The organism is Desulfosporosinus shakirovi (genome assembly GCF_020595055.1).
Taxonomy (GTDB): domain Bacteria; phylum Bacillota; class Desulfitobacteriia; order Desulfitobacteriales; family Desulfitobacteriaceae; genus Desulfosporosinus; species Desulfosporosinus shakirovi.
Genome location: NZ_JAJDOO010000004.1, coordinates 88165 through 103259, shown reverse-complemented (window position 1 = coordinate 103259; position 15095 = coordinate 88165). Strand labels below are relative to the sequence as shown.

Below are 15095 nucleotides of genomic sequence, written 5' to 3'. Positions count from 1 at the left end.
TTGAAAAATTGCAGCAGATTCTCTTTCAAGCAAGCTATTGATATCCTTAATATGAACAGTGTTTCCACGATCCCTTTGAACGTATCTCCATCTAATCTGAAATAATTCTCCCAAATACTAAAAGCAACTACTTTGACCTAGATGTGTATAGCCTAAACACCTCATATGATTTTATACCAGACCTTAAAATTCTAATCACGGTAAATCTCATTTGCCGAATAAGTTTCATCATATATGGAATCAAAGTTTAATTATAACAAGTACACTCAAATCACGTGACGACTGCTCTCAATCTCCCAGATGATTGCGCTCGGTCAACGAAATATTCAGCCGGACCTTCCAAAAAGTATATAACGAGAAGTTATACTTTCTGCTAATATAAAAGACCTACCAATTTAAAGGCAGGTCTTTTATACGAGTTCTCAATAGTTCAAAGGGAATTGAATCTACATTATTTCACAATAAAAAAAGACGGCGCATGGCGTTCACCATACTGACTCGAGGGATGATTAACTATCTTTCCATTGTAGTAAAGAACCGTTGAGGAGCCCCCGTCTAAATTCGCAACATTATAGGCACCATTTTCGAGCATAATATCCTGGACATCCTTAAGTGTAGCACCCAGAGACCCAATCTGACGACCATCAATCACCAGCATTAAAATACTGCCCTCCTTTGTCTGTCCTATCGCTGTCCTAGGTGCAATACCCCATCCCCCATCTCCATGGGTAATAGACGGTTTACCATCGACGACAAGGAAGGGGCTGAATGTTACGGCATCCCTTATATCCATCTGTTTGATTTGATTCAAAGTATAATGACCAAGGACCAAAACATCGTCCCGATTTAACCCGATGATATTGAATGATGAGACTGGGTCTTTATGGAGTATATGTCCGTCCGAGATGAGGATGCCCAGAGGTTGTCCGCCGTTGCCTTTACCTTCTGGATCATTAAATGCGCCTCCATTAATAACTGCACTTGCTCCATTTTCTTTGGCGATATCTTCGGCTTTTGCTCCCATCTCACCGAGATAACTCGTTGCTGCCACTTCGACTCGTCCGGGATCCTTAATTTTAAGCAGATAACCCTTAAAACCCTTTTGGCTGATATCAATAAGTTCCATTCCAGTATTTTTGTCAGTTCCTGGAGTTTCAATATTTGAAGGATCTGAGTTGCCCAGATCAGCAACCTTGTTGTTATCCATTATCTTTTGAATCTCTGCCTCGCTGAACAAGTAGGTGGCCAGGTATTGATGATTCAATGTGGTCATAGCGCTAGTCACCCATAATTCACGAAGCATCACAAAAGGTTGGATAGGTGCATACAAAAACCCTAAAAAGCACAAGCCAAAGATTATAAAGAGACTGAGCATCCCCGTTAATAACTGCCTTAACCGCTTTTTCCTCCTGCTGTAATAGTAGATCCCTGCAGGATTCCTATCAAGCCTCTGCTGCCATGTCGGGTCTGAAGATTTAGGAATTCCAGTATTACTCATTTTACCTCCATCTCCTAGGGATAATCTTGATTCACTAAATAACTATATTTTACACCATATTCTCTGATAAAGGTTAAACTAAATTATAGAAAGGTAACTGATTAAAATAACTCTTAATAAACGACCGAATTTTTATCGCTCGTTTAAATATTATTACCCCTTATTCTATAACCTCAACCTCTGGATAAAGCGTTGATAGCGAAACTACAATGGATGCCCCACACAGATCCTGAAGTTAAGACATAATATCTCATACTTGTTATATTCAGCGAAGGAAAATTTCCAAATAACCCATAGCAAATCCTACTAATTATTTGTTGACAACAACTAATTTTATATGGTAATATATAGTTTTTGTCAAGTATCCCTTCCTGTGGTATACTTAAACAAGTAACTTGGGAGGTGTATTTATGTTTCAAATTGGAGACAAGGTTCTTTATCCAATGCAAGGTGTAGGTATCATTGAAGCCATTGAAGAGAAAGAGGTATTAGGAAAAAAGAAGCTTTACTATACATTGAATATGCCTCAAATCAATATGCAAGTTATGATTCCAACAGAAAAAGCCTCAGCTCTTGGTATTCGTCAGATAGTGGAGCCTGATATCTTAGAAAATGTTCTTACGGATTTTCACCTTGGAAATACAGATCCAATTATCTATGAAGACAAACGCTATTGCAGGGATCTTAATAAAAGCAAAATAAAAACTGGCGATATTTATAAAGGAACTGAAATCATACGAGATTTAATGCGGAAAAGTCAAAAGAGCAAGCTTGGATCCGAAGACACAAATATGTTAAACAGTGCCCGTCGGATGTTTATCAGTGAGGTAATGCAAGTCAAAGGAATTGCTCAAGAACAAGCTGACCATTTACTAGATGAAATCCTTTTAATCCAATTAACGTAAGGTTATAGTTCCATAGCAGTGCAACTGCAAAGAAAATCCAGCTAAAAGCTGGATTTTTATCTGCATAAATTTATTATTGAGGCTTGTTAGCCGGCGCAATTGAAGAAGATATAGGAACGACTTTCTTTTCGGCCTTCTTCTTCTTTTTCTCCTTGTTCTTAGGACTTTTATCTCCCAAAGTAACTACCTCCAATCACTCATTAACTTAAGTATACTCTGTTACTGATATAACCGCCATCAGCCGTACACGCTAAAAAAGACCATAGACCGCTTTTTAAGCGGTCTATGGGTCCCTTACACAACTCTACCTCATTATTACCAGTAGGAGAAGCATATTCCAACCATATCCGGCCGGTGTTCTAAATAATTGGATAATCAACTAAAATAAAATGTCATTTGACATGCATGATTTTACTTAACAGTGTTCCCAAATTCTATACGAAGATATTGTTAATCGACACAGGTTAATGGCCCACGACCCTCAGAAACAGCAACGATTTTTTAGGATCATTTATTCCCCTGTATAGAAGTTAATCAAGCATCCTTTTAGAATTATCTCCCTTTCATCTTTGGATAAATTCCTTAAGGATAATTCAACTTCTTGTATCCCCTTGGAACTTATCACCTGCGCAGGAATATTTTCATCCCCATTCAGTATTCTTTGTTTAATATTAGGAATAAAAAGTAAATCATCAACATGAAAGATCATTTCAGGATTACTTTCGATGGTAAAAGGTAACATGCCCCAGTTAACCAAATTACTTCTATAACGTTTTGTCGCGTATTCCTTAGCTATATTGGCCCAGCCACCTAAAACCTTCTGACTTGATGCAGCCTGCTCCCTAGCTGATCCGTCCCCCGGTTTTACTGCATAGATGGTAGTTCCGATCCCAATCCTCTTCAACACATCCTCAATATCTGTAAAGTGTTGATTAGAATTAGTTATTAATTCCTGGCAGATTTCTCTTAGATGCATTGAAATTGAATCACTCTTACCAGAAACAAGGCTTTGTCGTTCGATTTCTAAGGCTTGGACTTCTTTGGCTTTACTCACATATTCGGGATCTTTCCTTGATAATGTAAACTCAGCAAGTTTAAGGGGATTGGAACGGTAGGACGATGTTTCACCGGATGGGATTAATTCATCGGTAGTGGTGACCGGATCCATAATAACCGAAGCTACTTTTAAAACAAGGTTCTCCGGCAGAGCAATCATCCTAGGCCAGTCGGCAATATTAGGCCCGTATTTCAAATCCTTTTCCGTCTGTGGTCTACTGAAACCGTTATAGATCCTATTAGAGTATATCTTATTATCAAATTTATACGGCAAATCCGCAACTGAAAAATCGACGTCTGTTGCAGGGGTCAAATTTCCTCCGTTAATTGCAGTTGCAGCAATTGATCGAGCATCCATCAGAGCCACCGAGGAGATCTGTCCATCTCCAGGTTTAGAGCCTTCTCTGTTGAGGAAGTTTCGGGTAGTATGTCTTATACTGAAACTTCCATTAGCTGGTACATCCCCAGCTCCAAAACAGGGTCCACAAAAGGCCGTTTTAATAACAGCACCGGCGGTCATCATTTTGGCCGCTGCACCATTCCTTACCAATTCAAGATAGATCGGTTGACTAGACGGATAGACTCCTAATGACAAGCTCCCATCGCCAATAAAATGGTTGTCTACAATGGATGAAACATCAACCAAGTTCTCATAAGTTCCCCCTGCACACCCTGCCACGATGGCCTGATCGACCTTCAATTTCCCGTCAACAATATGCTCCGTAAGATTGAACTTAATCGCTGGATTTTCAATTTGTTTTCTGCCTTCTACTTCAATCATCCTCAGAATATCGTCGGTATTCCTATTCAGTTCGGCAATGGTATAAACATTACTGGGATGAAAGGGTAACGCAATCATGGGCTCAATTTTGTCTAAATCTACGATGACCGCTCCATCGTAATAGGCAATTTCTCCCGGTTCCAGCTTAGAATAACTTTCAGGTCGTCCATGAATTTCAAAGTATTCTTTTACTTTTTGATCTGTTTGCCAAATAGAACTTAAGCAAGTGGTTTCTGTCGTCATGACATCAATGCCATTCCTATAATCCACAGATAAATTAGCGATTCCAGGTCCTACAAACTCCAGTACCTTGTTCTTCGCAAAACCATTCTTAAACACCGCACCAATGATCGAAAGAGCAACATCCTGGGGCCCCACTCCATGTCGCGGTTTACCTTTAAGGTATACTGCAATGATTTCCGGAAAAGTAATGTCGTAAGTTTTCTCTAAAAGCTGTTTTACTAATTCCGGCCCGCCTTCGCCTATCCCCATCGTACCAAGAGCCCCATACCTTGTGTGGCTATCTGAACCGAGAATCATACTCCCGCAACCGGTCATCATCTCTCTCACATACTGATGGATAACAGCTTGATGGGCGGGAACATAGATTCCGCCGTATTTCTGGGCAGCCGAAAGGCCGAAAACGTGATCGTCCTCATTGATCGTTCCGCCGACAGCACAAAGACTGTTATGACAATTTGTCAGTACGTAGGGTATCGGAAACTCTGCAAGATGTCCACTGGCACGCGCGGTTTGAATAATCCCCACATAGGTAATATCGTGAGAAGCCAAGACATCAAAGCGAATCTTTAGCTTATCAACATCACCGGACGTATTTTTGTTAGTGAGAATCTTAAACGACATAGTATCTTTCCGAGCACTTTGGCGATCAAAGTTTTGATTAGTATACGGAAAATCCTCAATATTCACCTGACGACCGTCTGCACCATATAGAACTTCTTGTTCCCGTATCTCCAACAGATCTTTTCCATTGACAAGATACGTTCCATTATCAATTATACGAATCATATTGCCTCCCAAGAATAATTTTTCCGTCCTTTATTATATCACTACTTGAGATAAACCTCTTCTCACAGAAAGATTTATACAGTATACTTTCCTGTTTATGTTGCTAGAGTGTCAACCCAAGCCTTAATAACTATCATTCCCCGTAAATAGCATTAGAAAACTCGATTATTTCTTAGCCTTTTTATAAAGCTGAAAGGTTAAGGTATCCCCTTCTACAAAACTGCGGATTAGGATATAAGCCTCCGTGTTGTTTCTGAATCTAAAATCAAGGATGGGAAAGCTTACGGTTGCATCCTGTCCCGGAGGTACATAATCTACAGGCAGGGAATGACGATGTCTTTCAGTAATTTCTAAATGGGCAAGAGTGACTGCATTGTAAAGAGTAGAAGAAACTTGGCAGATTCCACCCCCGAGTCCTGGGGTGAAGGCGTCTCCCACTATGACCATTGCCTCTTTATAACCTGCTTCAGCCGTTCGTTCACCCACACTCTCATTGAATGCGAAACGTTCTCCGGGTGCCAATAGTTTTCCATCCAGAGCCTTTACAGCAAGGCGAATGTTCTTGGTACGATTGACCTGGTTTGAATCAAAGTGAGTAGAGTATTGGGCGATTGGGACTGACACCGCTTCTTTGACAGTAAGAGTAAGTTTAATCATTTGACTATATTCTTCTACGGCTCCCTCATAAACACTTGACCCTACTTTGCTCGTATCGCCGAACTTCGGATTCCACTGAACAGGCACCTCAATAGCATCGCTGTTGTAAAGCTTAGCCTGAACAGTTGCAGGTAGAGAATACTCTTCATTTCGAGTAACTATTGCAGTAATATCCGCTATTGAATAAATACTAGTTTCTTTCGCTTTTCCCCACATCAAGTCTCTTGAACTTTTAACGATCTCATCCGTCACCACTCTGCTTCCCCCAAAGGAAACCAAACTTGGATTTAAAATATTTGCATAAAGTTTAGCAAAGTAACTGGCTGTTGAATTCGGTAATGTCGGTACTGAAGGATCTATAAATATAATAGGATCTCCTGTTTTGGCTGCCACAACACTGCCTGCCAAAGCATCTGCAAAACTGTAACCTGTGGCCAGATATATTGTTGAAGGATTAGGTGCAAAGGTCTCTGCAATGATCACATTCGTATCAAACTGAGATTGTCCAGTTAACCGTTCAACACCAGCCTGAGGTAACAAACTAATAATTTGGGATTTTATATTATCAGATATTACTCCTTCTCCCCCAGTTATGTATACTTTGGAAGGCTTCTTTTCCAGCAAATAGTTCTTCATTTCTTGAGGAAAGGCATCCTGAGGAGATAACAAAATCGGCCAGCCTTTGTTAGCTGCAAAACTGGAAATACTTAAAGCATCAGAAAATTGTTCTCCGGAGGATATCACTGCAGTGGATACCCCTGTATCTTGGAGTGAACCGGCTATCTTATAAGATGTATCATACCTGTCCATACCAGCAATTCTAATAACATTTTCGATTCCAAGATCATTAAGTTCGCTCTCGAATTCCGTGCTTATTATTCCTGTACCGCCTATGATATAAACCCTTCCGGTTGCATCAAGATGTTGAGTGATATAATTAAAAGCATCCTTTGAGTTATCAACCGATGAATCCACTAATAGTATAGGCGCTTCCTTTTCATGGGCTAGGACACTTGCCGATAAAGCATCTGCAAAATCGTTTCCTGTTGAAAGGATTACATTCTTAACCTTTCCGATACAATAATACTCAGCGATGACCTTGGAGGTCTCAAATCTCGTTTGTCCGTACAGCCTATTAGTGCTGACTATTTGAGGCGAGTCAGCAGCCGGACTTAAATTATTATTAGCAGCAATCGCTGGAGTTCCTGCAAAAATGCAACTACACAGGAAGATTAAGATTAAGACCATTATCTTTTTGTTCATCTGATGTTACACTCCTTCAATTTATATCTGGATAATTATCTCATCTTGAAGAAGTGAAGTATGTCGTAATGAGCATTGTACTAACGTACTATTTAATAACAAAAGTGTCCCATTTATACGAATAGCGTAGCTATATTATCGAATAAAAAAAATTTATAAGAGATGATACTAATTATGTTGGATTTTAATATAATCCCTAACCAAATTACTTAATTATAATAAATAAGAATCCATGCCGGATGACAAAGTTTCATAATTCTTATAATCAAATATCTGTTATTATGGGAGACGAATATGCCAGGTAAGGTGTATTCATCTCCCTAATTTTTCATACACGGTGTAAGCGTCTTCAATGGCGTATTGCGCGGACTCATGATTACCCTTGGCTCCAGCCGTCACAAGTATATATTCCTTGCCATCCTTCTGGGCAAGGCTTGCCAGACATAGTCCGGCTTCATTGGTGTATCCGGTCTTGCCGCCCAAAAATCTCCCACCCTCAATCACTGGATTTGCCAGATTTTTAAACATTGTGCTATAAAAGCTAATCCCGCCGAAATGTACATTTGTCGGTGGGGTGGAGTAGCGTGAAGCTGTAAAGACTTTTTTGAATGTGTTGTTTTTTAGCGCATAGCTCAGAAGTATGGACAAATCCTTGACGGTCGTGTAGTGCTTACCGTCGTGAAGTCCTGTTGTATTGGTAAAATGCGTATTGCTCATACCGAGCTCTGCTGCTTTTTGATTCATTATCTCAACGAACTCTTTTTCTGATCCCGCAATATGTTCAGCAAGGCCAATACAGCATTCCGCTCCGCTTGGAAGCATTACGCCGTAAAGCAAATCAATTGCCCGAACTCTTTCATTCGCTGTAAATCCTGCCATTGAAGCATCTGCTTTGTATAATTCCCGGAATATGGAATCGGGAAGAACTATAGATTTCTGTAAATCCGGTAACTTTTCAATTGCAACGATTGCTGTCATAATTTTGGTCAAAGATGCCGGAAAAACTTTTTGCTTAGAGTTTTTCTCCAGCAAAACTTTCTGATTATCTAAGCGAACCAGAATCGCATTGGAACTGTGCAGATTGTCTGAGGATATAAAATCAGCAGAATCAAATATTGTTGATACGGGAACTGATCCAGCTTTATCACCGTCAATTTTTCCGAACAATGATTGACCATTAAGAGTAATGTTAGATTTTAAAGCAATAACAATAACACCTATCATTAACAGAAGGGTCCACTTTGATTTTCTTTTAGTTTTTCGCATTATAAAAAGCTCCTTATTCTGTGCTGTTTCTATTTAAGCACTGAACAAGGAACCATGTTGGAATTTCCTCTTATGAACTTCTTAAGAATTACTTATGACGGAAGCTTTACCGTAAAAATAGTATGATCCAAGTTACTTTCTGCCGAGATCGTTCCACCATGAGCCGCGACAATTTCTTTGGCGATCGCCAGGCCCAACCCTGCCCCACCTGTGTTTGTAGAACGGGCAGAGTCTAGGCGGTAAAATTTTTCAAAAATGGTATCCAGCTTATGAGGAGAAATCAGATCTCCCTGGTTAGTGAAAGTTAGTATGGCATTTTCCCCTTGTTGATCGGCCATGATTTCAATAACACTGTTTTTATAACTATAGGCAATTGCGTTTTTAAGAATATTGTTGAAGACGCGGACAAGCTTATCTGCGTCTCCCACAAGGATGAGATCATCGGGGACATGAATAGCAACCTGTTTGCCCTGTGGGGTGAGCATGGGGTAAAATTCGTCAGCCATCTGCTCAAGCATAAAAGCGAGTTTTATTTTGCTTTTATTCAAAACGATAGACTGGAGATTAAACCTTGTAATTTCAAAAAACTCATTGATTAATTCTTCCAACCTGTAAGCTTTCTGTAAACCTATCCCAAGGTATTTGGCTTTTTGCTCTGCCGGCATATCCGGTGCTTCATCCAACAGACTCAGGTAACCGATAACTGAAGCAAGCGGTGTTTTTAAATCATGTGCTAAATAAGTAATCAGATCATTTTTCCGCTGCATTTCCGTTTGCACAAGCTGCTCGTTCTTTTGGGAGTTCGCTTTTATCTTGATCAGCTGTTTTTCAATTTCAGAATATTTTTCCGGCAAGGTTAAATCATAACTATTTGACTTGATGAAGGAATTAATTGAGTCTGTAATAAAGCTGATGTCTTTTTTGCTTCTATAACGAGCATAAAAATATGCTGAGACACAAGTGCAAAACGCTAAAAATATTAACAGAGCAGAAAATACAACAATCAAAATTTCTTTAATTTCATACCAGCTTCTAAAAATAACCCCTATCTTTTCGTTACTTTGATGTCTTGCTTCAATATAAAATCTATTAGAAAACCATTCATAAAATACTCCATTAAATACTTGGTCCACCAGCCACACCGTAACAATACATAACAAGACAACCCCCAGGAAGATAAGCGAAGCTTTTAAAGCACCCGTTCTGTTATCTTTCAATTTTATAGCCGACCCCCCACACTGTTTTTATGTATTTTGGATGCTCTGCGGAATCGTGCATCTTTTCCCGCAAATGCCGGATGTGTACCATCACTGTGTTATTGCTGTTAATAAAATACCTCTCCCCCCAAACTTCGTGAAATAACTCTTCAGAACTGACTACGCGACCTCGATTGGAACCCAGCACCCACAGAATAGAAAACTCCGTGGGAGTAAGAGCCATCGGCTTTTCATTTAAAGTACATACATGTTTATCCTTATTTAATACCAAACCCGAAAATTCAATCAGTTTTTCCTCGCGGAATGGTTCGGAAGCATTATATTTGGTAAACCTGCGCAGCTGCGCCTTAACACGAGCAACAAGTTCCAAAGGCCGAAATGGTTTTGTCATGTAATCGTCCGCACCCAGTGTCAGTCCGGTAATCTTATCGATTTCTTCTTCTTTTGCCGTCAGCATGATTACAGGAAAATTGTGCTTTTCCCTGATTTTCTGGCAGAGGGTAAAACCATCAATGTCCGGCATCATGACATCAAGTATTGCAAGCTCCAGTTGTTCTGACATAATGCACTTTAAGGCATCTTGGCCGTTATAAAATTTGCAGACTTTAAAACCTTCATTTTTTAGATAAACTTCAATTAGATCCGCTATGGACTGTTCATCGTCTACAACTAAAATACTGACGCCCATAAGTACCAACCTCTTCTTCCTGCTTGTAAATAAAAACACCCATCATAATATCATGTTACCGAGAAATATAGAATTTTATCATAGTATTTCCCTTATTAAAACCTTAAGATTTTCTTAATATATTAAATTTGAAGAACGCAGAAAGTCGGTTTTCCTAACTCTACGGAAAACCGACTACGATTACTTATTTCCCCATTTAATTAAAGATGCAATCTCCCATCCTGGCGGTTTCAACAACAACCGGAACCAAAGCCGCAACTTCTTTGTTCGTACATTTACTCTGATGAAGCCAGTCATTAATTTCATACACTTGGGCTAATCTCAAATGCTCAATTATAGTAGTTTCTAATAAACTTTTAGGACCATACCCATCGAAAGATGCTGCCATGGCAAGCCAATCCGCACTTCAGCTTAGGGTTAGCCACCGCTAAGGGAAACTGCTCCCAAAACTCCCGTTATACGTACTAAGCCCCTTCACCATGTACAGATTCAAGAAGACAATTCTCTTCCTTAAATCGCAGGCCTATTATTACACTTTTACAATTCTACCGCCTTCACTGCCGCACTTCCTGCATTAAGCGCAAAGACATCCCCACCGATTGATCCTTTGGTTTTTTTTACATGGCATAACGTTGTTAAATCAAACTAGACTGCAAAACTTTCATTTCGCAATTTGGGGTTGGGTGGGAGGTTCGACAGGTGCTGATTGTTTTTTGATTGCAAATATTATTAAGAAGAATACTAAGATAGCTAAATATCCTGCTGTCCCAAAATAGTATTGAAATCTCAAAGTAGTGATATGCAACGGCTCTATAATAGCGGCATAAAAGTATCCGGAAAGGAATCCACCCAGACTCATTCCTGAGACAATTATGGACATAGCCATCGGAGTCTGGCTGGGATGGATTGACGAACCGGCGAGCATATAAATCGATGACATACTAAAGGTTAAGCCAATACCTAAACACACTTCACCAATTATAAATAAGGTTACACTTTGACTAAAAGAAAAAATTATTTGGGAAACTATAAAAAAGACAAGCCCTAGATTAAGCGTCTGCCTCCCTAATCTTTGAAACACTTTACCAAATACTGCTCCGGCTGCCATTCCTCCTACAGTCATAAACATTAGAACTACGCCGGCAACAGCAGCATTGGCCTTGATGGTCAAAAGTACTGAAGACATATTTGTAAGTGATGGATAGTCTAAAATTGTAATTATCCCAAATACTATACTCCATCCTATGACTGAAGTGGGCATTTTTAGTTTTACCGCTTCAGTACCTAAAGGCATTTCTGCCTTCTGAGGCTCCGGAAGGTAAATTAAAACAATAAAAAATGTGATTATACCAAGGGCATGGGCTAGGAAACTGTAATTCCAGTCTACTGAGGCAAGAACACCGCCCAACAATTGGAGCACAATTCCTCCGATATTCATTACAACGCTATTTGTTCCCATGACACTTGCCTGCTTGTCAGGTGGCACAAGATTAAACATCAAAGCACTGTTCAGGGGCATAATAAGCCCCAGACCCAATCCGAAAAAACCTCTAGCTAACAATATATGGGTGAAATCATGCAAAAAATAAGGAATTGCCCCTGCAATGCTGAACACCAATGATGCAAAGAGCACCAATGTCCTATATTTCACAGATTTTCCTGCAACACTGCCACCTATAATCGAAACTGGAATAGATACAAGAGCAGGAATCGTGGATACCAGTAATAAAGTACTGAAACTTATATTCGGGAATGCTCCTCCTATACTTGCTATGGCAGGTGTAATGGTTCCGACACCCATAGCAATAAAACCAAAAGAAAATATGGCCAGTAATACTAATGACTGCCTTTTTTCATTCATAATATCTTCCTTTCTATAAAAGAATTATGTATAACGCAACTCAACCATAAGCCAACCCTAATTTACCTCTTTTTATATCGCCCCCTTTGCCGACTTGTCTATACATCTATATGTCTATATATTCATAATAGTATGAAATAAAAAATTGTCAAGCATAATTTTTCCTAGATATAGTAAATCCTGATTAGTTTCTCATGATCTCTGCGTCCACTAGAGATTCTTAAGACTGTCGGTAGTCGCCTTGGCTGCTTCCCTTCTATTACTAAGCCATCTTGAGAGCGTCGATTGCTGCGGTTCATACTTGGTAATGTTGCAATATACCACGGTTTGTTACGTTTAGACATAAAGAAAGGGCGACTTTCGCCGCCCTCGTTTATTGTGCTTGTTGTGTACAATTCTAACAATACTTAGCCAGTTAATTGGGTTTACTTTAATCTTCCAAGTTACTTCTGAAACGAAAGCAAAGCCTTATTTAAACTAAAGCACTCTCCAATCCTGAATCAGAAACAAAAATGACAGTATTCGGGATTATTTCTACCAAATCAAGGATTTGTTGATAAGTCTTAGGCATACCGACAATTGTTATGTCGGTATTATATGAAATAATAGCTTTTGTGAAATCTCCCTGTATGATATTAATTTCAGTGTTAACAGGCAGACGTGCTTTTTCTTTAAACAATTCCATCTGCACAGCAGCACGGGCAGCTTCCTTCTTTGCCGTGACAGTTCTTGACAAAGTCAATAATCCATCCCAGTTTCTAAATAATTGTAGTGCTGTTAATACCGCCAGATTCGTATTAGGGCTTTTGTCTCTGAGCCAAAGATTTATCTTCCGCTCTTGTCCAAAACCATATTTAGGATGAACATAAAGTAAAATAACCCCAAGTTTTAAAGGACGTACTTGATGGAGCATTTGTTCAAGTAAAATACGTTTGTTTACATCATGACTGATCGTGAAAAGAACGGCATTTGGAGGTAAAAAGGTATTAAGTAGAGTCTGCATAACAATGGGGAGATCAATAACAAAACCATTTTGGCTATCTAAATTGATTTTTTGGCTAAAAAGATGTTCTTCCTTTAAAGGTAACAAAATATTGTCCAGCTCAAGATTCAGTTGAGGTTCAATGCGGTCTGTATGTGTGTTCATCGTTAGGCAATATAGTCTTCCGGAAGGGTAGATAATACTTCTCACCAGACGAATAATGCGACGCAAATCGTCATGATTTTCGACAGGTACTAAGAGAAAAGGTTTCCACAAACGGGGATGGTAAGGTCGAGACATCGCTTTTTGTGCTGCCCATTCAGAAATAAGAGCGAAAAGACCTCCTCTGATATCTCCTGTGGTTGAGATTAGATTTCTTTTGGCAAGCGAATAATAGATCATACTAATAATAATAAAAGTAACCAGCGTAAATAGTTTACTTATAAGAAGCATCGAGAAAATACAGCCCAGGAAGCCAATGATTGGGATTAAAATAGAAATCCGCATTTGTGGTCTGAAACTAACTACGCCGGTTGCCTGTTCTATTAACACCGTCAAGTTGATCGTTCCATATGTCATTAAGAAAAATAAGGTTAGCAAGCTCGCCAACATATTTAAATTACCCACTAGCAAAACAGCTAAAGAAATAATGGCCGATAATATTATGGCATTGCGTGGTTCTCCATTTTTGGCTTTTAATGCTAAACCTTTTGAAAAGGGAACGAGTCGATCCTCTGCCAAAGCAGCTAAAGTTCTGGGGGCACCAACCAAGGTTGATAAAGCTGAAGATAGAACAGCGCCCATAATTCCAGCAATTATTAAAGTTTTTGAAAATCCTAACCGGAGTATGATCGAAGTATCTTTAAGAAGCATTTCTTCCGGAACACGATATGCAAACCAAAATGCACTTAGAACATAGACTACAAAGCCCAGCACAATAGCCGTCAGTGTACCTCTGATAATACTTGTTCTAGGATTCCTCAGTTCACCTGACATGCTCACACCTGCCAATATCCCTGTTACAGCTGGGAAAAAGATTGCAAAGGTTTCCCAGTAGGTCGCTTCTTGCATTTTCCCCCATAATAAAACAGGTCCTTCATTTATGGAAGGTCCGGCAAAAAAGGATATAAGGGAAAGGACTACTGCAAAAAGGATAAAGTATTGAACCCTAAATGCTAACTTTGCACTAAACAAGGAGATACCTGCTAAAACTAACCAGGTAATAATGCAAACAGCTAATATGTGATGCGCTGGAAAAAAGCTATGCCAAAGTTCAGCAAAGCCAATAATATAGAATGCTACTGAAAAGGCCTGAGAAAGAAAAAGAGGTATGCCGATTGCTCCACCTGCTTCAAGTCCCAAGGAACGGGAGATGATAGCATACGCTCCCCCTGCCCCAATTTCACTATTGGATACCATAGAGGCAACAGAGAGACCTGTAAAAAGTGTTATGACATGGGCTAAAACAATAATGGTAAGAGTTCCTATAAATCCGACATTTCCGACTACCCACCCCAAGCGAAGATAGAGTATTACCCCCAATATAGTTAGAATTGTAGGAATAAAAACACCTTCAATAGTTCCCAAACCTATATTTTTCGAGATATTTTTATTCATAATTCAAGTTCCTTTATTCAGTATTAGTCTTTTAATACGTTCTATTTTTCAATAATTCTGCAGTGGAGTTTTGCTAAAATCCGAACTGCATTATGTGAACCTGTTTAGTATGACCTTCCCTTACTTCTATCCATTCCGAAATAGTTTCGACAGAGATGTGGATAATCCTTTACAATATGAAAATTTGTAATTCCCTTATAATCCAACCCGTAGAAAAATACTTCACCTAACTTCTTGAGATTCAAGAGTTCTAAACAGCACATCTTTTTAAGACA

General features: G+C 39.3%; 10 protein-coding genes. 1 reads left to right on the top strand and 9 read right to left on the bottom strand.

Translation table 11 applies throughout. The annotated features are described in order from the left end of the window. Positions 1-451 precede the first annotated feature (451 nt). Positions 452-1498: a phosphodiester glycosidase family protein gene (locus LJE72_RS05275; RefSeq protein WP_229246577.1), complete on the bottom strand. Its 1047-nt coding sequence runs from the start codon at positions 1496-1498 to the stop codon at positions 452-454. A gap of 410 nt (positions 1499-1908) precedes the next feature. On the opposite strand from LJE72_RS05275, the gene LJE72_RS05270 reads away from it, so the two are divergent. Continuing rightward, positions 1909-2403 carry a CarD family transcriptional regulator gene (locus LJE72_RS05270; protein ID WP_229246576.1) on the top strand — a complete coding sequence of 165 codons (495 nt, stop codon included), beginning with the start codon at positions 1909-1911 and terminating at the stop codon, positions 2401-2403. Positions 2404-2914: 511 nt separating this feature from the next. Here the strand turns inward: LJE72_RS05270 and LJE72_RS05265 are convergent. The 8 genes from LJE72_RS05265 to LJE72_RS05230 form a co-directional block, all read right to left on the bottom strand. After that, complete coding sequence (locus LJE72_RS05265) at positions 2915-5269, bottom strand: hydratase (RefSeq protein WP_229246575.1); 2355 nt, start codon at positions 5267-5269, stop codon at positions 2915-2917. A 165-nt stretch (positions 5270-5434) separates the two neighbouring features. Continuing rightward, on the bottom strand, positions 5435-7189 hold the full coding sequence (locus LJE72_RS05260) for a cell wall-binding repeat-containing protein (protein WP_229246574.1): 1755 nt from the start codon (positions 7187-7189) through the stop codon (positions 5435-5437). A 312-nt stretch (positions 7190-7501) separates the two neighbouring features. Continuing rightward, positions 7502-8455: a D-alanyl-D-alanine carboxypeptidase family protein gene (locus LJE72_RS05255; protein ID WP_229246573.1), complete on the bottom strand. Its 954-nt coding sequence runs from the start codon at positions 8453-8455 to the stop codon at positions 7502-7504. 92 nt (positions 8456-8547) lie between these two features. Beyond that, positions 8548-9672 carry a sensor histidine kinase gene (locus LJE72_RS05250; protein ID WP_229246572.1) on the bottom strand — a complete coding sequence of 375 codons (1125 nt, stop codon included), beginning with the start codon at positions 9670-9672 and terminating at the stop codon, positions 8548-8550. Beyond that, complete coding sequence (gene vanR / locus LJE72_RS05245) at positions 9662-10360, bottom strand: VanR-ABDEGLN family response regulator transcription factor (protein ID WP_229246571.1); 699 nt, start codon at positions 10358-10360, stop codon at positions 9662-9664. The genes LJE72_RS05250 and vanR overlap by 11 nt, the downstream gene beginning before the upstream one ends. A 196-nt stretch (positions 10361-10556) precedes the next feature. After that, positions 10557-10748 (bottom strand): hypothetical protein, encoded by a 192-nt coding sequence (locus LJE72_RS05240; RefSeq protein ID WP_229246570.1) that lies wholly within the window; start codon positions 10746-10748, stop codon positions 10557-10559. Between the two features lie 273 nt (positions 10749-11021). After that, on the bottom strand, positions 11022-12221 hold the full coding sequence (locus LJE72_RS05235; protein WP_229246569.1) for an MFS transporter: 1200 nt from the start codon (positions 12219-12221) through the stop codon (positions 11022-11024). A 472-nt stretch (positions 12222-12693) separates the two neighbouring features. Continuing rightward, a complete protein-coding gene (locus LJE72_RS05230; RefSeq protein ID WP_229246568.1) occupies positions 12694-14820 on the bottom strand; it encodes an amino acid permease in 2127 nt (708 codons plus the stop codon). Between the last annotated feature and the right edge of the window lie 275 nt (positions 14821-15095).

What these genes read in the sequence shown, in the direction of transcription:
- LJE72_RS05260 (WP_229246574.1), bottom strand. Translation starts at nt 7,189, where the DNA reads ATGAACAAAAAGATAATGGTCTTAATCTTAATCTTCCTGTGTAGTTGC.
- LJE72_RS05255 (WP_229246573.1), bottom strand. Translation starts at nt 8,455, where the DNA reads ATGCGAAAAACTAAAAGAAAATCAAAGTGGACCCTTCTGTTAATGATA.
- LJE72_RS05270 (WP_229246576.1), top strand. Translation starts at nt 1,909, where the DNA reads ATGTTTCAAATTGGAGACAAGGTTCTTTATCCAATGCAAGGTGTAGGT.
- vanR (WP_229246571.1), bottom strand. Translation starts at nt 10,360, where the DNA reads ATGGGCGTCAGTATTTTAGTTGTAGACGATGAACAGTCCATAGCGGAT.
- LJE72_RS05275 (WP_229246577.1), bottom strand. Translation starts at nt 1,498, where the DNA reads ATGAGTAATACTGGAATTCCTAAATCTTCAGACCCGACATGGCAGCAG.
- LJE72_RS05235 (WP_229246569.1), bottom strand. Translation starts at nt 12,221, where the DNA reads ATGAATGAAAAAAGGCAGTCATTAGTATTACTGGCCATATTTTCTTTT.
- LJE72_RS05265 (WP_229246575.1), bottom strand. Translation starts at nt 5,269, where the DNA reads ATGATTCGTATAATTGATAATGGAACGTATCTTGTCAATGGAAAAGAT.
- LJE72_RS05230 (WP_229246568.1), bottom strand. Translation starts at nt 14,820, where the DNA reads ATGAATAAAAATATCTCGAAAAATATAGGTTTGGGAACTATTGAAGGT.
- LJE72_RS05240 (WP_229246570.1), bottom strand. Translation starts at nt 10,748, where the DNA reads ATGGCAGCATCTTTCGATGGGTATGGTCCTAAAAGTTTATTAGAAACT.